We start from the raw sequence: 18,633 nt of genomic DNA, 5'->3' as shown, positions 1-18,633 counted from the left end.
GCGGGAGCTGCGAATAAGATCCCGGAAATATGCCGATAAAAAAAAGGCTGGTCACCTTAAGTGACCAGCATTAGGCCTGAGTGCCTCCCTTTTTTTATGGCGCGGTTGTTGGCAAAAGGAGACAGCCGTCACCTTTTTTTGTCGCTAATGGGTGACATCTATCTTGATGATTTTTCTCAGCAGATTATGAATCACAGAATTGTGTTGGTATTTGGCGACACTTTTAGCAGACCAGACGGTCCGGAACGAAGCGTTAAAAGGTAAGCTGGCAGCCAATGCCCTGAAAATAAAGGGCCTTTCATTGTTGGCATGAACCTTGCTATACTTAACACGCTGCTCATTCACCTGTTTATGATTGCCACCGCGTTGCGGGCAGAGCTCATAAAGCCCGAATGACGCACCAAACGGAGCCTGTCGTCCACCACACCGATAATCGTATGTTCTGCATCGTTATCAAGCATCGGACGCAACGTTGAGTTAGGCTCCACCCATTCTCACGTGCTGCCAGGGCGGCACGCTAACGGCAGGCCATCGCGCCTGCCGTTTTCTTTTCTGCCTCTTCCTTCTCTGGGCTGACTCCGCTAGCATCCGATAAGCGTATCTTTAAGGAAGCTGTCGCGTGAAAAAATGGCGTTTATTTCCCCGGTCCCTGCGCCAGCTGGTGCTGATGGCCTTTTTGCTGGTGCTCCTTCCGCTGCTGGTGCTGGCCTGGCAGGCCTGGGAAAGCCTGTCGGCGTTAAGCGATCAGGCTGCCGACACCAACCGCAATACGTTTACCGACGTCAGGCGCAGTGAGGCCATGGCTCGAACCGCCATTGAGCTGGAGCGCAGTTATCGCCAGTACTGCGTGCTGGGTGATACGTCGCTGGCAAAGCTTTATCAGACGCAGCGTATTCGCTACAGTCAGATGCTCAGTTCCCATGCCGATAGCCTGCCTGATTTACCGGCGTTTAAAACCCTGCAGGCCACGCTGCCACAACTGGAAACGTTGCAGTGTGATAACGGCAATCCCGTAACTCACGCCGCTCAGGCACTGGAAAAGTTTTCAGCGACGAACGTGCAGCTGGTCCAGGATACGCGAGAAGTGGTGTTTGCCCGTGGTCTGCAGCTGCAGCGTGAAATTGCCGATCGCGGCCAGTTCTTCGGCTGGCAGGCGCTGATCCTGTTTATCATCAGTCTGACGTTAACCCTGCTGTTTACCCGCATGATCATCGGTCCGGTAAAAAGTGTTGAACGCATGATTAATCGCCTTGGTGAAGGACGTGAGCTGGGAAGCAGTATGGTGTTTCGTGGCCCGCGGGAGCTACGTTCTCTGGGGCAGCGCATTATCTGGTTAAGTGAACGCCTGGCCTGGCTGGAAACCCAGCGCCATGAATTTTTACGTCATCTTTCACATGAACTTAAAACACCGCTGGCCAGCCTGCGTGAAGGCACAGAACTGCTGGCGGATGAAGTGGCGGGCGCACTGAATCCGGAACAAAAAGAAATTGTCTCAATACTGGATAACAGCAGCCGTCATCTGCAACGCCTTATCGAACAATTACTTGATTATAACCGTAAGGTCGCCGATGGGCCGATTACGCTAGAAGCGGTGAAGCTGAATGACATTGTGCATGATGTGGTTAACGCGCATGCGCTTACGGCGCGAACCAAACTCATGCATGTCGATATCGATCTCAAAGCAACGGATTGCCAGGCAGAGCCTATGCTATTGATGAGTGTGATCGATAACCTCTACTCTAACGCCGTGAACTATGGCAATGAATCCGGTAACATTTGGCTGCGCAGCCGCCAGCAGGACGACCGGATAGTGATCGAGGTGGCTAACAGCGGCACGCCCATTCCCGAAAATGAGCAGGAGATGATTTTTGAGCCTTTCTTCCAGGGCAGTCACCAGCGCAAAGGGCCGGTTAAAGGCAGCGGACTGGGGTTAAGCATCGCAAAGGATTGTCTGCGCCGTATGCACGGTAGCCTGCAACTGGTTGCCTGCGACGACGCTGATGTTTGTTTTCGCATCGAACTGAATACCACAGCCGGGAAAGTCTGAAGCATGAAATTTTTCGCCGTCATTATTTTAAGCGCCCTGAGCAGCATGATGCTCAGTGGATGTGCCTCATCCCCGGTCACCTCAACAACCCAGCCTGCCAGCGGCAACGTTGTGGTGCCTGAAGCCAGCCTGGTTGACTATCTCACCACGTACTGCGGCGATATCTGGCGCATTGAAAATAGCGCCGCTATGACGAATCCCCTTTACTGGATGCGCAGTATCGACTGTGCTGAACGGCTTTCTCCCGCGGAAGCGCGCGCGGAGGCCCATCGCTGGCCGGTAGACAGTTGGGCGCGAGCGTTTAAGCAAGGCGTCTTAATGGCAAACGGCAATGTGACGCCGCTGGAGCGTCGTGACTACATCAACGTGCTCGATGGCTACAGTGAGCAGTTTCCGTCCAACCTGCGGGCATTCATTCAGCTCTGGCGCAGTAATCAGGTTGCCCAGCTTGAGCTAAGCGCCATGCGTACGCGTTACGCCCATTTACAGCAGAGCAGCGATGCGCAATCAGATTCACTGCGTCAACAGCAGATAAAACTGCGTCAGCAGCTCAGTGATACCCAGCGCAAACTGGAGCGTTTAACCGATATCGAACGCCAGCTTTCGTCGCGCAAAACCTCCGATATGTCTGACGGCAGTCACGGAACGGCCCTGCCACAAGAGGACGAACAGTAATGGTGAAACATGCAGCACACCTGCTTTTAGTGGATGACGATCCCAGCCTGCTCAAACTGTTAGGTATGCGCCTCACCAGTGAGGGATATCAGGTGACCACTGCCGCCAGTGGACCCGAGGCGCTTCGACTCTTGCAGAAAGAGAAAATCGAGCTGGTCATCAGCGATCTGCGCATGGATGAAATGGACGGCCTGGCATTATTTGGCGAAATTCAAAAGCGTCATACAGGCTTGCCGGTCATTATTTTAACGGCTCACGGCTCGATCCCGGAAGCGGTAGCGGCAACGCAGCAGGGCGTTTTCAGCTTCCTGACCAAACCGGTCGATCGCGACGCACTGTATAAAGCGATAGATGAGGCCCTGGCACAGCGCGCGCCAGTGAGTGACGATCGCTGGCGGGAAGCGATTGTCACCCGCAGCCCACAGATGCTGCGTTTGCTTGAACAGGCACATATGGTGGCTCAGTCAGACGTCAGTGTGCTGATCAACGGGCAAAGCGGAACGGGTAAAGAGGTGCTGGCGCAGGCTATTCATGCGGCAAGCCCGCGCGCGGGGCAGCCGTTCATCGCCATCAACTGCGGGGCCTTACCCGAGCAACTTCTGGAGTCAGAATTGTTTGGTCATGCCAAAGGTGCCTTTACCGGTGCGGTGAGCGCGCGTGACGGGCTGTTTAAAGCCGCAGAGGGCGGCACGCTGTTTCTGGATGAGATCGGTGATATGCCGCCTGCGCTGCAGGTGAAATTACTGCGCGTGTTACAGGAGCGGAAAGTCCGGCCGCTGGGCAGCAACAATGATATTGATATTAACGTGCGGATTATCTCGGCAACGCACCGGGATCTGCCAAAGGCGATGGAAAAGAAAGAGTTCCGCGAAGATCTGTTTTATCGCCTTAACGTGGTGAATCTGAAAATTCCGGCGCTGCATCAGCGCACAGAAGATATCCCGTTGCTGGCGAACCATCTGCTGCGTCAGGCGGCAGAACGGCACAAACCACAGATACGCAGCTTTTCCGTTGATGCGATGAAGCGCCTGATATCTGCCAGTTGGCCGGGTAACGTACGTCAACTGGTTAACGTTATTGAGCAATGTGTTGCGCTCAGTTCCTCGCCGGTTATCAGCGATGCGCTGGTGGAGCAGGCGCTGAGCGGAGAGAACAGTGCGTTGCCTACCTTTGTAGAAGCGCGAAACCAGTTCGAACTCAATTATCTCCGCAAACTGTTGCAGATGACCAAAGGAAATGTCACCCACGCCGCGCGTCTGGCTGGACGTAACCGTACTGAATTCTATAAGCTGCTGTCACGGCATGAACTGGACGCCAGCGACTTTAAAGAGTAGTTTTCTGCCCCAATAAGCCTGCGGCATTGCCAGCGACATTTATACTTAAAAATCCCTCTGCACATGGAGGGCGTGAGGAAAGGATCTGACATGAAAAAGATCGATGCAATTATTAAACCCTTCAAGCTTGATGACGTACGTGAAGCACTCGCTGAAGTCGGCATCACCGGCATGACCGTGAGCGAAGTAAAAGGATTTGGCCGCCAGAAAGGCCATACGGAACTCTACCGTGGCGCAGAGTACATGGTGGACTTTCTGCCTAAGGTCAAAATTGAAATGGTGGTCGGGGACGATATCGTTGATACCTGCGTCGAAACCATCATGCGCACCGCGCAAACCGGCAAAATTGGCGACGGTAAAATCTTTGTTTTCGATGTGGCTCGGGTAGTGCGTATTCGTACCGGCGAAGAAGACGAAGAAGCGATTTGATTACGATTGAGTCAGAAGCCCGCCTGTTGCGGGCTTTTTTATGTCCTGAGATCACATCTCTTTATGCGGCCCGAACACCTCATAGTGAATTCTTTCTGCCGCAATGCCCACCGCATGCAACTGCTTAACGATAAAAGACATAAAGCCCAGCGGCCCACACAGGTAGAAGTGGGTGTTCACATCCTGCAGCCGCGCTGACACTGTCGCCAAATCCATAACACCTTGCGCATCATAGCGGCCTGCGTCTTGTTCATCGGGCGCGCGATACCAGATGTGCTGTACAAAATCAGGAAGCAGGGCACCGGTCGTGTTTACTTCCTCTGCGAAGGCATGCTGTTTACCGTTTTCGGCAGCGTGGAGCCAGTTGACGGGCGCCGGATGGCGTTGTGCAGCTAACGCGTGCAGCATGGCCAGCATCGGTGTTTGTCCCACGCCAGCAGAAATGAGTGTGACCGGCGTCGTCGGGCGCACCTGCAGGAAAAAATCGCCATGCGGCGCGGCCAGCTGCACCTCGTCACCCACTTCGGCATGTCGGTGCAGCCAGCCTGATATACTCCCCAGCGCTTCTTGTTTAACCGCGATACGGTAGGTTTTCTCGTTGCTGGCCGTGGTTAGTGAGTACTGACGAATCTGATGATATTCAAACCCCGCAGGCTGTAAGTGAAGCGTCAAATACTGTCCGGGTTTGAACGCTGCAACCGGGCCGCCATCCACAGGCGTAAAGGTAAAGCTTTTAATGACGGCACTTTGCTGTTCCATCGCACTAATGCGAAACACCCGCTTCCCGCGCCAGCCGCCTTTTTGCTGTTCTGACGCCTGATAAATGGCATCTTCACGCTGAATAAATACCTCTGCCAGCGCGTTGTAAGCGCGTCCCCAGGCGGCCAGCGCCTCATCACCCGGATTCAGCAGTGTCTTGATGGTTGCGAGTAAATGCTCACCCACAATTGCATACTGCTCGGGTTGAATAATGAGGCTGGTGTGCTTCTGAGCAATTTTTTCAACAGCGGGCAGTATCGCCGTCAGGTTTTCCAGGTTTGCCCCATAGGCGCATATCGCATTAAACAGGGCTTCGCGCTGACCGCCATTACGTTGGTTATTCATGTTAAAGACATGCTTCAGTTCCGGATGCTGAGAAAACATGCGGTTATAGAAATGCGCCGTGAGATCGGGACCACAGGCGGCGATGGCGGGTAGGGTGGATTTCACGGTAGCAATGGTCTGTGCATCAAGCATGACAACACCTCGTTTAAAGTTGCATTTAAAATGCATCTTATATCCACTTCTTTCACGCTGTAAATCTTCGCTTACTTTTTGTTGGCAGCAACTGGCAGGTTTTCGCTACAAAATGGAAGGAAATCTGTTTCATCGTCAGGAATAATGTTGAAGGGCAAGCATTGCAAAAAATGCGGTGAAAATGCTTTGCTATTCCATAGCCAAACGTTTGCGTAAAAAGAGGGAATTCACCCTACCTTACCCAGATAAAACGGTTTACACTGTCAGCCTTCGCCCTCAGGGGGCGTAAATTGCCGATTTAAAGATAGCCAGTCAGGAGATGCGGATGTTAAAGCGTGAAATGAACATTGCCGATTATGATGCCGAGTTGTGGCAGGCGATGGAGCAAGAGAAAGTGCGTCAGGAAGAGCACATTGAACTGATTGCTTCTGAAAACTACACCAGCCCGCGTGTTATGCAGGCGCAAGGTTCACAGCTCACTAACAAATATGCCGAAGGCTATCCGGGCAAGCGTTACTACGGCGGCTGCGAATACGTGGATATTGTCGAGCAACTGGCTATCGATCGTGCTAAAGCCCTGTTTGGCGCAGACTATGCCAACGTTCAGCCTCATTCAGGCTCTCAGGCTAACTTTGCCGTTTTCACCGCGCTGTTGCAGCCCGGCGATACCATCCTGGGTATGAACCTGGCACACGGTGGTCACCTGACGCACGGTTCGCCGGTTAACCTGTCAGGCAAACTGTATAATGTCGTGCCTTACGGTATCGATGAAACCGGTAAAATTGACTACAACGAACTGGCCGATCTGGCACAAACCCACAAGCCTAAAATGATCATCGGCGGTTTCTCGGCGTATTCCGGTATTTGCGACTGGGCTAAAATGCGTGAAATCGCTGACAGCGTTGGTGCATGGCTGTTTGTTGATATGGCGCATGTTGCGGGTCTGATTGCTGCGGATGTTTACCCTAACCCGGTACCTCACGCGCACATCGTGACCTCCACAACGCACAAAACCCTGGCGGGTCCGCGTGGTGGCATCATCCTGGCTCAGGGTGGCGACGAAGAGCTGTACAAAAAGCTTAACTCTGCCGTATTCCCTGGTGGACAGGGCGGCCCGCTGATGCATGTCATCGCAGGTAAAGCCGTTGCTTTCAAAGAAGCCATGGAGCCTGAGTTTAAAGTCTACCAGCAGCAGGTGGCAAAAAACGCCAAAGCAATGGTAGAGGTGCTGATTGAGCGTGGCTACAACATCGTATCAGGTGGCACCTATAACCACCTGTTCCTGATCGACCTGGTCAGCAAAAACATGACCGGTAAAGAAGCGGATGCCGCGCTGGGCCGTGCTAACATCACCGTGAACAAAAACAGCGTGCCGAACGATCCGAAAAGTCCGTTTGTCACCTCAGGTGTGCGTATTGGTACGCCAGCCGTCACGCGCCGTGGCTTTAAAGAAGCGGACGTGCGTGAACTGGCCGGTTGGATCGCTGATGTGCTAGACAACGTCAATGATGAAGCCACCATTGAACGCACCAGGCAGAAAGTGCTGGATATCTGTGCGCGTCTGCCGGTTTACGCATAACAGGCTCTGTTGAAAACACAGTCTGACAAGAGGATGGCCCCGGCCATCCTTTTTTATTGCCTGCACGACCCGGCTCTGCCAAAGTAACGACCACTTATTATTGCCTGGTAGCATCGCTGCTGGAGGGAACATGGCAATCGGCTCCGCCAGGTGGCTTGGATTAAGCTACTTCACCTACTTTTTCTGTTACGGTATTTATCTTCCTTTCTGGGGCGTCTGGCTTAAAGGTGTCGGTCTGGACCCTGAACAAATTGGCTTGTTACTGGGATGCGGCATGGTAGCGCGCTTTGTTGGCAGTTTGTTTATTGCTTCCCAGGTTAAAAATCCAGCACAACTGATTACGGCGTTACGGCTGCTGGCGCTGCTGACCTGTTTTATTGCCGTCGGGTATTGGGTCGGGCAACAGTGGATGTGGCTGCTGTTGGTTATGACCGGTTTTAACCTGTTTTTCTCACCGCTGGTGCCGTTAAGCGATGCCCTGGCTGCAACCTGGACACAGCAGATTGGTCTGGCCTATGGGCCCGTGCGCCTGTGGGGTTCCCTGGCATTTGTGATCAGCTCGGCGCTGACCGGGATGCTGGTGAGTGCGTTCTCTTCACAGGCGATCCTCATGCTGCTGTCAGTGGGGCTGGTCAGCATGCTGGCGGGCATGTTGCTGACGCCACAGACACATCCTCAGGGCAGCGAAAGGCAGGGCGGGGTAAGCGGTGGCTGGCAGGCCTGGCGTGACCTGATAAAGGAAAACGCGGTCTGGCGCTTTATGGTGTGCGTCACGTTATTACAGGGCGCACATGCCGCCTATTACAGCTTCAGCGCAATCTGGTGGCAGGAGAGCGGCTATTCCGCGTCGGTGGTCGGTTATTTATGGTCGCTGGGCGTGGTGGCTGAAATTGTGGTATTTGCATTGAGTCACCGGCTGTTTCCCCGCTGGCGCGCGCGCGATCTGCTGCTGCTCTCGGGCCTCTGTGCGCTGATTCGCTGGAGCCTGCTGGGAGCCAGCACCGCCTTGCCATTGCTGATCGTGGCGCAAATTCTGCACTGCGGCAGCTTTACGGTCTGCCATCTGGCCGCGATGCGTTTCATCGCTTCACGTCAGGGAACGGATGTTATTCGTTTGCAGTCACTCTATTCGGCGCTGGCGATGGGCGGCGGTATTGCGGTGATGACCATGATTTGCGGCGTCCTCTTTACCCATCTGCAGGGGCATCTCTTCTGGGTCATGGCGCTGGTTGTACTGCCTGCACTGTTCCTGCGCCCGCGCTACGATTCAAGCAAATAGCGAATGCGTTGCTGATGGTATTCTGTCAGCGGCAGTTCTGCGTGAATCAGCGGGGGCGAGAACAGCGGCAGCGAAGTCACATAAGGCGAAATAATTAAATCGACTTCGCGCGGTGCGCCATCGCGCTGAAAATCCTCAACGCGTTGGTAAGTAATATTGACAGGCAGCAAGGTGATCTCCCGGATCTGCTGCTCGACATCCTGTTCCAGCTCGGGATCGTCACCGGTAAGCAGCAGCACCTGTTTTTCCTGTAGCGCACTACTTTGCATGAGCCAGGCACCTAAAATCACGGTGATCAGACTAACCTCTTCCGCTTCGAAACAGATCTCATATTCCTGCTCAAAAGCGGCCAGCGCCTGCTGTGTCGTGCGCAGCAGGCGCGGATAAAGCCTGGTTACGTCTTGTGCCACACTGTCATCAATACCAATAGTAAAGTAGGTGCGATCCAGCGCCTGAGCTAAATGGGTATATAACTGCTGCTGCAGTTCAGATCGTTCATGAAAAGCGTTGCCAGCATAATGCTCAAAGTCATCAATCAGTCGCTGAGTGGCGCGCATCAGACGCTGTTCACTGGAATGCGTGACGCAGTCAGGATCAGGCGAGTGGAGCAGGCTAAAGAGCAGCGTCCAGAAATCAGTCTCGCTGGCGTCCGGCGACAGATGGCAGCGTTTTTGCCAGTGATGGATGACATCTGTTGCGGCCTGACGCTCTGCCTTTGCTGCCAGCCATGCCTGCTGCTGGGCAGTAAAGATGGCAGGCTGGCGTTGGCACAGACCGTATTTCATAAATATTTGTAAAAAGAGTTGATCGCGTGTGCTGAACGGGCGATTAAGGCACAGGCTGCAGTGCTGAATTAGCGCCTGCAAGTTGGTTTCATCGTACAGCGCTTTTTCAATTTTCATCTGTTTCAGGCGCTGACGTAAGGGGGCAGCAAAATGCTCGCAGACAAAGGCCTGCGACAGTCGCAGGCTGCGTCGCAAATTGTGTATTAAGCAAATTCGGCGATCCAGCTCTGTACCATGAATACGTAGGCTGCCATCCACCATCTGGTGAAGCTCCAGTTGATGATAGCGCTGTATCTCATCACCGACTTCCGCGATATCTTGTCGCGCGGTGGCGATATCCACTCCGTTTAGCAGGCTTAATCTTTTAAGCGTCAGCGCGGGAGCAGGCAGAAACAGCAGTAACAACAGATGGCAGCGACGCTGTAAACCGGTGAAGAGTGGTGCTGAAGATGTAGCAGAACTCATCAATCATTATCCAGCAGGCTATTTTTAGCTAAGAATAGTCAACCACCTGGACCCGTGAACGGTTTACCCGACTTTTTGTTCAGAGGTTTAAGGCGGGTCACAAAATTTTGTTACTTATGAAACCTTTTCATCAGGAAAGTTACTTTATAACATTATGAAACGCATGTTTTTCGTACTACTCTGCCTGGTAACTTCGTCAGTCCTGGCACATCCCCACAGCTTTATCGATATGAAAACCGAGCTGGTCACGAAGGACGATCGTTTCACTGGCCTGAAAATGACCTGGACCATGGATGAGATTACGTCTGCCGATTTGCTGTATGACGCGAGTGATGCCAAACCGGGTACGGTGGTATGGAAGAAGCTGGCTGCGGGAGTGATGGCTAACGTGCTTGGACAACATTACTTTTCTGAAATCTGGCACAACAAGCAGCGGGTGAAGTTCTTGAATTTACCAACAGAGTACAATCTGTCACGCAGCGGCAACAAGGCGGTCCTGGAGTTTGTCCTGCCGCTGGCCGAGCCGCCTTTACTCAACAATGAGCGCTTCGAGATTTTGACCTTCGATCCCACCTACTTCGTCGATATGTTTTACGACAAACCTGAGGCGCTAAGCGTACCGCCAGCTTTACAGTCACGCTGTTCATTTACGTTACATACGCCAAAGCCTGACGATTCATTGAAACAATATGCCCTCTCGCTCGACAAGGCGGATGCGCCGCCAGAGGATATGGATTTAGGCAGGCAGTTCGCGCAAACGGTGATCCTGACATGTCACTAACGCTTACGACGAGGCCCAAAAAAAGGCTGTGGCCGCTGGCGCTATTTGCCGCAGCGCTTGGCACGGTGGGGGCGGCAATCTGGCTACACTGGCCGCAGATACTCCTGCAAAGTGTTCTCTGGCAAAAAGTGTTGCATCGCCAGATGACCCAGCTCCTGCAGCAGGTTGCAGAGCAGCCCCATCATGCCGGACTGTCGTTACTGGCATTTAGCCTGATTTATGGCGTGCTCCATGCATTAGGGCCGGGCCACGGTAAAGTGGTGATTACTACCTTCCTGGCAACCCATCCGGCAAAATTAAAAACCAGCATGAAGCTGACGTTGCTGGCCTCCCTGCTTCAGGGCTCGGTCGCCATTATCCTGGTCACGCTAATGCTCGTGGTGCTGAAAACCTCGTCGCGCCAGCTGCATCTCAGCAGTTTCTGGCTGGAGAAGGGCAGCTACCTGCTGGTTATTGCCTTAGGCATCTGGGTTGGCTACCGGGCAATCAAGACGCTTTGGTTGCTGCTGCGTCCACCGTCGGCAATGAAAATTCATGCGATCCATCCTCACCATCAACATGATGAGCATTGTGGTTGCGGGCATGCACATCTGCCGAGTGCGCAGCAGGTGGCCGGCGCAGTTAACGGCAAAACCCAACTGCTGGTGGTGGTGTCGATGGGACTGCGGCCCTGTTCTGGCGCGGTTATGATGCTGCTGTTTTCTAAGGTGATTGGCGTTTATCTGTGGGGCGTGCTCTCTGCTGCCGTCATGGCCCTGGGCACCGCCCTGACCATTTCTGCCATTGGTTTACTGGTTCAGCGTTCCCGTGCTCTGGCGCAACGTCTTGGCGCTGACAGCCAGGCGAGTAAAGGTGCGCGCAGTCTGCTGCCTGTGCTGGCATTAGTGGGAAGCCTGACATTAATTGTTGTGGGCTGTGCACTTTGGCAATCAGCCCAACCCGGGCTGGCGGGTGGAATCCGGCCGTTTTAATTTCCTTAGCAGCGGAAGTCAATTTCCGCTGTGAATTCTCCGCTTTTTCTTTTCCTCTGCTATTTTCATTTTTCTGTTGACGGTTTAGTGGTGAAAGTTGTTTTCACTGACTACGCTATTAACAGCTAATCCACTTCCCATCCTGGGAATAAATAAACATGGCACGGCTTTTCTGTGTTGCGAGGAAAATATCTCATGGCTGATACCCGTATTAATAATGGTTACCACGATCCGCTGGTAACTGGAACGGCAGGTTTACCCCTTAAACGCATTTCATGGAGTGCCATTTTTGCCGGTGTAATTTGTGCTTTGATTATTCACATATTATTAACCTTGCTGGGTACGGCAATTGGTGCTACCACCATTGATCCTTTGCAGGAAGATAATCCATTTAAACATTTGGGAACCGGTGCGTTAGTCTGGACGGCAATTGAAATGCTGCTCGCCATTGCTGCCGGTGGTTACGTCGCCGGACGCCTGGCCCAGCGTGAAGGTGCGCTGCATGGACTGCTGATGTTTGGTATTAGCACCGTTTTAACTATTTACCTGGCGGTCAGCCTTGCCAGTAGCGTATTAGGCGGTGCCATGAATATTCTTGGCACGGGTTTTCAGGCGGTAGGCAGTGGTATTTCAGCGGCCGCGCCATCTGTTACGCAAATGGCAAAAGACAAACTGCAGCAAAACAATATTAATTTAAACGATATGCAGAAAGAACTGGAAACTACGTTGCGTCAAACGGGTAAGCCTGAATTACAGCCGGAAAAACTGAAGCAGGATGCGAATAATGAAGCGCAGAATGCAGAGAACCAGGCGAATAATACCGCTAACCATCCTCAAACTGCCGACACAGATTTAACCAACTGGTTTAAAGGCGTCATTGAACGTCATTCAGATACGTTACAGGCAGCCGACCGTGATGCGTTAAAAAATATTATTAAAGCGCGGACCGGAAAAAGCGATCAGGAAGCAGAACAGATCGTTAATCAGGCTGAACAAAGCTATCAGCAGGCCATGCAGAAATATCAGGAACTGAAAAAACAGGCAGAGCAGAAAGCGCGTGAAGCCGGCGAACAGGCTGCCAAGGCAACGGCCAAAGCCAGCTGGTATGCCTTCTTTATCCTGATTATTGAAGCCGTACTGGCAGGTGTGATGGGAATGGTGGGTCGTCGTACTCAGCCAGCTCAGGTACTCACACACGAACGTCACTAACCGACAGGCAATAAAAAAGGCGGCACGTTAACGTGCCGCCTTTTCTTTTAGCGCTTCAGCGCTTCGCTCAGCTCATCACGCATCGCGGATAACAGCGATTTCACCACGCGAGGATTACCGGCAACGATGTTGCCTGATTGCAGGTAGCCGTGGTTGCCTGTGAAGTCAGTAATCAGCCCGCCAGCTTCACGCACCAGCAGTTCACCTGCGGCGAAATCCCAGGGTTTCAGACCAATTTCAAAATAACCGTCAACCCGACCTGCCGCAACATAGGCCAGATCCAGCGCAGCAGAACCCGTGCGACGGAAATCGGCACACTGGGTAAACAGTTTCGTCAGGATGTTCATGTAGGCTGGCGCGTGCTGCTTGAGCTTAAAAGGGAAACCGGTGGCAAGAATCGTGCCGTCCAGATCGCGAGCGATGCTGCCACGCAGGCGGTATCCATTAAGTTGCGTACCCTGTCCACGCACGGCGCTGAACAGTTCATTACGCATTGGATCGTATACGACAGCCACTTCTGTACGGCCTTTAATACGGACGGCAATAGAAACGGCGAAGTGGGGCAGACGTTTGATAAAGTTGGTGGTGCCATCCAGCGGATCGATTACCCATTGAATGTCCTGATCTTCCCCCTCCAGCTCACCGCTTTCTTCAGTGATGATGGTATGTTTTGGGTAAGATTTACGAATGACTTCGATAATCAGGCGTTCTGCGTCGCGGTCAACATTAGTTACGAAGTCGTTGCTGCCTTTCTGGCTGGCCTCGACGGCGTCCGGGGTTTCATAATTCTTGGCAATTAAATTTCCGGCCTTGCGCGCTGCGCGCACGGCAATGTTGAGCATTGGATGCATCGGTATCTCTCGCTGGATGTTAAAGAACGGGGAAAACGGCGCGGAGTATAGCAGGGTGTTCGGTAAATGTCCTGCTTTATGTTAGAGTACGCCTCATCATTTTCTGACCGATCCCAACTATGCTGCAAAATATTCGTATCGTGCTGGTGGAAACTTCTCATACCGGCAACATGGGCTCCGTAGCGCGCGCCATGAAAACCATGGGGTTAACGAACCTCTATTTGGTCAACCCGCTGGTGAAGCCTGATTCTCAGGCTATCTCTCTGGCTGCGGGTGCCAGTGACGTGATTGGCGAGGCGAAGATTGTTGACTCGCTGGATGAGGCCATTGCCGGGTGCAGCCTGGTGGTGGGCACCAGCGCACGTTCCCGCTCTTTGCCCTGGCCGATGCTGGACGCCCGCGAATGCGGTGTTAAAAGCATTGAAGAAGGGCAGCAGGCACCCGTCGCGCTGGTGTTTGGCCGTGAACGTGTTGGCTTGACCAACGAGGAACTGCAAAAGTGCCACTATCACGTGGCGATCCAGGCCAATCCAGAATACAGCTCGCTCAACCTGGCGATGGCCGTGCAGATTATTGCTTATGAAGTGCGCATGGCCTGGCTGCAGGCGCAAGAGAAGCAGAGTCCAAAACCGCAGTACGACGCTTCACCTTATCCGCTGGTGGACGATCTGGAGCGCTTCTATCAGCATATGGAAAACATGATGCTGGAAAGCGGGTTTATCCGCGAAGCCAACCCCGGTCAGGTGATGAGCAAACTGCGTCGTCTGTATACGCGCGCCCGTCCTGAACGCGATGAGCTGAATATTTTGCGCGGTATGCTCTCATCTTTTGAGAAGCGCAAAAAGACGAAGCCGGACAGCGAATAATAGTTGAGTAAATTACCAGGTTAAATACTTGAGTAATTTACTTGGTTAAATAGTTGACCAAATTACTCGGGAATGTCAGACTTGCTGTCATCTTCGCTAATCCTCCGATAACCGGACGCTATTGAGGTTGTATGCTATGAGACTGACATCCAAAGGACGTTATGCTGTTACCGCTATGCTGGACGTTGCCCTGCATTCTCACCAGGGCCCGGTTCCACTGGCTGATATCTCTGAACGCCAGGGCATTTCGCTCTCCTATCTGGAGCAGTTATTCTCGCGTTTACGCAAGCATGGCCTGGTCGCAAGCGTTCGTGGCCCGGGTGGCGGCTATCTGTTAGGTAAAGAAGCCAATGCGATTGCGGTAGGTGAAGTGATTACTGCCGTGGATGAGTCCGTGGACGCGACCAAGTGCCAGGGTAAAGAAGGCTGCCAGGGCGGCGAACGCTGCCTGACTCACGTCTTATGGCGCGATCTGAGCGTGCGCATCAGTGAGTTCCTGAACAACATTACGCTGGCCGAGCTGGTGAATAATCAGGAAATCCTGGACGTGGCCGATCGCCAAAATGCCAACGACAACCGCCGTTTCCAGAACTCCCGTGCTCAGGAAATCAACGTTAACCTTCGCGCCTCGTAATCCTCCGCTTCTCCGGCCCTTACTGCTAACGCGGTAGGGGCTGAATCTGCTATAAATACGTATGATTTTCTATACGGAGCTGTAGCGCAATGAAATTACCGATTTACCTGGATTATGCCGCCACCACGCCGGCCGATCCGCGTGTGGCCAGCAAAATGATGCAATTCCTGACGCTGGATGGCACGTTTGGTAACCCGGCCTCCCGTTCACACCGTTTCGGCTGGCAAGCAGAAGAAGCGGTGGACGTTGCGCGTAATCAGGTTGCAGAGCTGGTCAATGCTGACCCGCGTGAAATTGTGTTCACCTCCGGTGCGACCGAATCCGATAATCTTGCGATTAAAGGCGCCGCCCATTTCAATCAGGCGCGTGGCAAGCACATTGTCACCAGCATAACCGAACATAAAGCGGTGATTGATACTTGCCTGCAACTCGAACGAGAAGGGTTTGACATCACCTGGTTGACGCCCGCCGCGAACGGCCTGATCGCTGTTGAGGATCTGCGCGCGGCGCTGCGTGACGACACGGTTCTGGTGTCGATCATGCACGTGAACAATGAAATCGGCGTGATTCAGGATATTGCCGCGCTGGGCGCGCTTTGTCGCGAACAGGGCATCCTGTTTCATGTTGATGCGACCCAGAGCGTGGGTAAACTCCCGATTGATCTCAGCGAACTCCCTGTCGATCTGATGTCTTTTTCCGCCCATAAAGTTTATGGTCCCAAAGGCATCGGCGCGCTGTATGTGCGCCGTAAACCGCGTATCCAAATCGATGCACAAATCCACGGCGGCGGTCATGAGCGTAATATGCGTTCGGGCACCTTGCCTGTGCACCAGATTGTCGGTATGGGTGAAGCCTATCGCATTGCCCGTGAAGTCCGCGAAGAAGAGATGGCGCGCCTGGCTGCACTGCGTGACCGGCTCTGGCAGGGACTTCGTCAGACAGGTGGCGTGAGTGTAAACGGCGATTTGCAGCACAGTTGCGCCAACATTCTTAACGTGAGTTTTGCTGACGTTGAAGGTGAGTCGTTGATCATGGCGTTGAAAGATCTCGCGCTGTCGTCTGGATCGGCCTGTACCTCTGCCAGTCTGGAACCTTCCTATGTCCTGCGCGCGCTTGGCCTGAACGAAGAGCTGGCACACAGTTCGCTTCGCTTCTCGTTGGGACGCTTTACCACTGAAGAAGAGATCGACTATGCCATCGCGCTGGTGCAGAAGTCTGTTACCCGGCTGCGCGAACTCATGAAGTCATAATGCATTTGCCAGCCGAGGCTGACAAACTGTGCGCCGACAACGTCTGCGGCGTGCAGCGTAACATCTGAATTAAAAGCCGTCGCAAAAACAGGCTGGATGAAACGAATAACGAATACGGAGCCCTACAATGAATACACAACCCATGAAGATTACTCTCAGCAGCCAGCCCGCCGATGCGCGCTGGGGCGAAAAAGCGCTGTTAAGCAGCAACGAAAACGGCATGACGCTGCACCTGCGTGATGCGGATGCATTGATGACCATCCAGCGGGCCGCCCGTAAACTGGATGGACAGGGCATTCGTCATGTGGCGCTGGCGGGTGAAGGCTGGCACCTGGAGCAGTGCTGGGCGTTCTGGCAGGGCTATCGAGGTCCAAAAGGTAAAAACCAGGTGGACTGGCCGCAACTGGGTGAACACGAGCAGGCGGAGTTTGATCGCCGCCGTAAGATCGTGGGCTGGGTGCGCGATACCATCAATTTACCTGCAGACGATCTGGGCCCGGAAACACTGGCGCACAGCGCTATCGACTTACTCAGTGAACTGGGTGGTGAAGCCGTCAGCTATCGCATCACCAAAGGCGACGATTTACGTGAACAAGGCTATATGGGCCTGCACACCGTCGGTCGCGGCTCCAACCGTCCGCCGGTCTTTTTAGCGCTGGATTTCAACCCAACCGGCGACAGCGAAGCTCCCGTTTACGCGTGTCTGGTGGGCAAAGGCATTACCTTTGATACCGGCGGCTACAGCCTGAAACCGAGCGCTGGCATGGACTCGATGAAGTCAGACATGGGCGGCGCAGCCACCGTGACCGGTGCACTGGCTATGGCAATCTCTCGCGGCCTGAATAAGCGCGTTAAGCTCTACCTCTGCTGCGCGGATAACATGGTCAGCAGCAACGCCTTTAAGCTGGGCGACATTATTCGTTACCGCAACGGCAAGTCAGTGGAAGTGATGAACACCGACGCTGAAGGCCGCCTGGTGCTGGCTGATGGTCTGATTGATGCCAGCGAGCAGAACCCGACGCTTCTGATCGATGCGGCAACCCTGACCGGCGCAGCGAAAACGGCGGTGGGTAACGATTATCACGCACTCTTTACCTTTGACGATAATCTGGCGCAGTCGGTGATGGGCAGCGCAGTCAGCGAAAACGAACCTTTCTGGCGTTTGCCGCTGGCAGAATTCCATCGCAACCATCTGCCGTCGAACTTTGCCGATCTGAACAACATCGCCAGCCCGGCGCACTCGGCGGGTGCCAGCAGCGCTGCCGCGTTCCTGTCGTATTTCGTCAGCAACTATCAGCAGGGCTGGTTACACATTGACTGCTCAGCCACCTACCGCAAAAGCGCGGTGGATCAGTGGGCTGCCGGTGCAACCGGTCTTGGGGTGCGGACCCTCGCCAACCTCTTACTGAAATAAGCGCAATCCAGCGGTGGCCTGGCCACCGCTTTTTGAAGGTAGAAGTAAACTATGAACCGTCTTGAAGAGGTGCTGAAGCTGGCAGCGACCGAGCCTGCGCACCGGCCTGAATTTTTCCAGCTGTTGCTGGAAGCCGATGTCTGGGTCCCCGGCGAAAGTACCAGCCAGCAGTTGGATGCCAGCACGCCAGTCGATCTCCAGCACTGGGAGAAAGAGGATGGCAGCAGCGTCATTCCGTTTTTTACTTCCGAACAGGCAATGAGCGACGCCGTCGATGACGAACAGGCGTATTTACGTTTACCCGTGCGCACCCTGTTTGAAATGACGCGCGGCGAAACCCTGTTTCTTAATCCAAAGCTGCCTACCGGCAAAGAGTTCTCCGCCGCGGAAATCAGCCATCTGCTGGGCGAAGAGGGCAGTGCACTCACGCAGCAAAGCGTGCTGGAAGGGGGGCAGTCGCTGTTGCTGTCAGAAGTGGCAGAGCCGCCCGCTCAGATGATCGACTCTCTGACCCAGCTGTTTAGTAAATATAAGCAGGTGAAACGCGCCTTTGTTGCCAGCATCCGAGAACATGCTGATGAGCAGGCTAACTTGCTGATTGGAATTGAAGCCGACAGCGATATTGAGACGATTATTCAGGCCGCCGGCAGCGTTGCCAGCGACACATTACTGGATGATGCACCCATTGATATCTGCGAGGTCACGGCAGAAGATCGCGGCATTAGCCACTTTTTTACCGCCCACATTACGCCCTTTTATGAACGCCGCTGGGGAAGCTTCCTGCGCGAGTTCAAAGGCGGTCAGCGTATTATCTGACAACGCGCGCGG

General features: G+C 53.6%; 17 protein-coding genes. 14 read left to right on the top strand and 3 right to left on the bottom strand.

From position 1 onward, the window contains the following. Nucleotides 1-619 precede the first annotated feature (619 nt). The 4 genes from NR177_RS13335 (at nt 620) to glnB (ending at nt 4,485) form a co-directional block, all read left to right on the top strand. A complete protein-coding gene (locus tag NR177_RS13335; protein ID WP_256853045.1) occupies nt 620-2,047 on the top strand; it encodes a HAMP domain-containing sensor histidine kinase in 1,428 nt (475 codons plus the stop codon). Nucleotides 2,048-2,050: 3 nt separating this feature from the next. Beyond that, a complete protein-coding gene (gene qseG, locus NR177_RS13330; RefSeq protein ID WP_256853044.1) occupies nt 2,051-2,722 on the top strand; it encodes a two-component system QseEF-associated lipoprotein QseG in 672 nt (223 codons plus the stop codon). Further along, entirely contained in the window at nt 2,722-4,056 is a 1,335-nt protein-coding gene (gene glrR / locus NR177_RS13325; protein WP_063880584.1) for a two-component system response regulator GlrR, read from the top strand. The genes qseG and glrR overlap by 1 nt, the downstream gene beginning before the upstream one ends. A 90-nt stretch (nt 4,057-4,146) precedes the next feature. Beyond that, nucleotides 4,147-4,485 (top strand): nitrogen regulatory protein P-II, encoded by a 339-nt coding sequence (gene glnB / locus NR177_RS13320; RefSeq protein WP_003848647.1) that lies wholly within the window; start codon nt 4,147-4,149, stop codon nt 4,483-4,485. A gap of 51 nt (nt 4,486-4,536) precedes the next feature. Here glnB and hmpA read toward each other — a convergent pair whose 3' ends face one another. Continuing rightward, the gene (gene hmpA, locus NR177_RS13315; protein WP_256853043.1) at nt 4,537-5,721 is read right to left on the bottom strand and encodes an NO-inducible flavohemoprotein; all 1,185 of its coding nucleotides are present in this window, start codon (nt 5,719-5,721) and stop codon (nt 4,537-4,539) included. Between the two features lie 325 nt (nt 5,722-6,046). On the opposite strand from hmpA, the gene glyA reads away from it, so the two are divergent. Together glyA and NR177_RS13305 are read left to right on the top strand one after the other, a co-directional pair. Next, nucleotides 6,047-7,300 (top strand): serine hydroxymethyltransferase, encoded by a 1,254-nt coding sequence (glyA, locus tag NR177_RS13310; protein ID WP_109717526.1) that lies wholly within the window; start codon nt 6,047-6,049, stop codon nt 7,298-7,300. Between the two features lie 130 nt (nt 7,301-7,430). Beyond that, the gene (locus NR177_RS13305) at nt 7,431-8,579 is read left to right on the top strand and encodes a 3-phenylpropionate MFS transporter (protein ID WP_256853042.1); all 1,149 of its coding nucleotides are present in this window, start codon (nt 7,431-7,433) and stop codon (nt 8,577-8,579) included. Here the strand turns inward: NR177_RS13305 and csiE are convergent. Continuing rightward, nucleotides 8,561-9,829 carry a stationary phase inducible protein CsiE gene (gene csiE / locus NR177_RS13300; RefSeq protein ID WP_096012810.1) on the bottom strand — a complete coding sequence of 423 codons (1,269 nt, stop codon included), beginning with the start codon at nt 9,827-9,829 and terminating at the stop codon, nt 8,561-8,563. The genes NR177_RS13305 and csiE overlap by 19 nt on opposite strands. A gap of 154 nt (nt 9,830-9,983) precedes the next feature. On the opposite strand from csiE, the gene NR177_RS13295 reads away from it, so the two are divergent. The 3 genes from NR177_RS13295 (at nt 9,984) to NR177_RS13285 (ending at nt 12,790) form a co-directional block, all read left to right on the top strand. Continuing rightward, complete coding sequence (locus NR177_RS13295) at nt 9,984-10,610, top strand: DUF1007 family protein (protein WP_256853041.1); 627 nt, start codon at nt 9,984-9,986, stop codon at nt 10,608-10,610. Further along, on the top strand, nt 10,601-11,581 hold the full coding sequence (locus NR177_RS13290; protein WP_109717530.1) for a nickel/cobalt transporter: 981 nt from the start codon (nt 10,601-10,603) through the stop codon (nt 11,579-11,581). The genes NR177_RS13295 and NR177_RS13290 overlap by 10 nt, the downstream gene beginning before the upstream one ends. 195 nt (nt 11,582-11,776) lie before the next feature. Beyond that, on the top strand, nt 11,777-12,790 hold the full coding sequence (locus NR177_RS13285; protein ID WP_063880577.1) for a hypothetical protein: 1,014 nt from the start codon (nt 11,777-11,779) through the stop codon (nt 12,788-12,790). A gap of 47 nt (nt 12,791-12,837) precedes the next feature. Here NR177_RS13285 and suhB read toward each other — a convergent pair whose 3' ends face one another. Then, the gene (gene suhB, locus NR177_RS13280) at nt 12,838-13,641 is read right to left on the bottom strand and encodes an inositol-1-monophosphatase (protein ID WP_063880576.1); all 804 of its coding nucleotides are present in this window, start codon (nt 13,639-13,641) and stop codon (nt 12,838-12,840) included. A 119-nt stretch (nt 13,642-13,760) separates the two neighbouring features. On the opposite strand from suhB, the gene trmJ reads away from it, so the two are divergent. From trmJ to sseB, 5 genes are all read left to right on the top strand, one after another. Beyond that, the gene (gene trmJ, locus NR177_RS13275) at nt 13,761-14,507 is read left to right on the top strand and encodes a tRNA (cytosine(32)/uridine(32)-2'-O)-methyltransferase TrmJ (RefSeq protein WP_063880575.1); all 747 of its coding nucleotides are present in this window, start codon (nt 13,761-13,763) and stop codon (nt 14,505-14,507) included. 136 nt (nt 14,508-14,643) lie between these two features. Further along, nucleotides 14,644-15,141: a Fe-S cluster assembly transcriptional regulator IscR gene (gene iscR, locus NR177_RS13270; protein WP_063880574.1), complete on the top strand. Its 498-nt coding sequence runs from the start codon at nt 14,644-14,646 to the stop codon at nt 15,139-15,141. Nucleotides 15,142-15,230: 89 nt separating this feature from the next. Then, entirely contained in the window at nt 15,231-16,391 is a 1,161-nt protein-coding gene (locus NR177_RS13265; protein WP_109717532.1) for an IscS subfamily cysteine desulfurase, read from the top strand. Nucleotides 16,392-16,518: 127 nt separating this feature from the next. Then, entirely contained in the window at nt 16,519-17,805 is a 1,287-nt protein-coding gene (gene pepB, locus NR177_RS13260; protein ID WP_096012813.1) for an aminopeptidase PepB, read from the top strand. Between the two features lie 51 nt (nt 17,806-17,856). Continuing rightward, nucleotides 17,857-18,621, top strand: a complete 765-nt coding sequence (sseB, locus tag NR177_RS13255) for an enhanced serine sensitivity protein SseB (RefSeq protein ID WP_096012814.1) — start codon at nt 17,857-17,859, stop codon at nt 18,619-18,621. Nucleotides 18,622-18,633 lie beyond the last annotated feature (12 nt).

The sequence above is a fragment of the Pantoea sp. Fr+CA_20 genome, from assembly GCF_024520835.1.
In the GTDB taxonomy this organism is placed as follows: domain Bacteria; phylum Pseudomonadota; class Gammaproteobacteria; order Enterobacterales; family Enterobacteriaceae; genus Pantoea; species Pantoea allii.
Note: the sequence above shows the minus strand (reverse complement) of the source record. Positions and strands in the feature narration are given on the sequence as shown.

Bases quoted from the DNA above. Each gene is read 5' to 3' on its own strand.
- iscR (WP_063880574.1), top strand. From the start codon at position 14,644: ATGAGACTGACATCCAAAGGACGTTATGCTGTTACCGCTATGCTGGAC.
- NR177_RS13290 (WP_109717530.1), top strand. From the start codon at position 10,601: ATGTCACTAACGCTTACGACGAGGCCCAAAAAAAGGCTGTGGCCGCTG.
- glyA (WP_109717526.1), top strand. From the start codon at position 6,047: ATGTTAAAGCGTGAAATGAACATTGCCGATTATGATGCCGAGTTGTGG.
- NR177_RS13265 (WP_109717532.1), top strand. From the start codon at position 15,231: ATGAAATTACCGATTTACCTGGATTATGCCGCCACCACGCCGGCCGAT.
- glnB (WP_003848647.1), top strand. From the start codon at position 4,147: ATGAAAAAGATCGATGCAATTATTAAACCCTTCAAGCTTGATGACGTA.
- csiE (WP_096012810.1), bottom strand. From the start codon at position 9,829: ATGAGTTCTGCTACATCTTCAGCACCACTCTTCACCGGTTTACAGCGT.
- trmJ (WP_063880575.1), top strand. From the start codon at position 13,761: ATGCTGCAAAATATTCGTATCGTGCTGGTGGAAACTTCTCATACCGGC.
- hmpA (WP_256853043.1), bottom strand. From the start codon at position 5,721: ATGCTTGATGCACAGACCATTGCTACCGTGAAATCCACCCTACCCGCC.
- NR177_RS13295 (WP_256853041.1), top strand. From the start codon at position 9,984: ATGAAACGCATGTTTTTCGTACTACTCTGCCTGGTAACTTCGTCAGTC.
- suhB (WP_063880576.1), bottom strand. From the start codon at position 13,641: ATGCATCCAATGCTCAACATTGCCGTGCGCGCAGCGCGCAAGGCCGGA.
- NR177_RS13285 (WP_063880577.1), top strand. From the start codon at position 11,777: ATGGCTGATACCCGTATTAATAATGGTTACCACGATCCGCTGGTAACT.
- qseG (WP_256853044.1), top strand. From the start codon at position 2,051: ATGAAATTTTTCGCCGTCATTATTTTAAGCGCCCTGAGCAGCATGATG.
- glrR (WP_063880584.1), top strand. From the start codon at position 2,722: ATGGTGAAACATGCAGCACACCTGCTTTTAGTGGATGACGATCCCAGC.
- NR177_RS13305 (WP_256853042.1), top strand. From the start codon at position 7,431: ATGGCAATCGGCTCCGCCAGGTGGCTTGGATTAAGCTACTTCACCTAC.
- sseB (WP_096012814.1), top strand. From the start codon at position 17,857: ATGAACCGTCTTGAAGAGGTGCTGAAGCTGGCAGCGACCGAGCCTGCG.
- pepB (WP_096012813.1), top strand. From the start codon at position 16,519: ATGAATACACAACCCATGAAGATTACTCTCAGCAGCCAGCCCGCCGAT.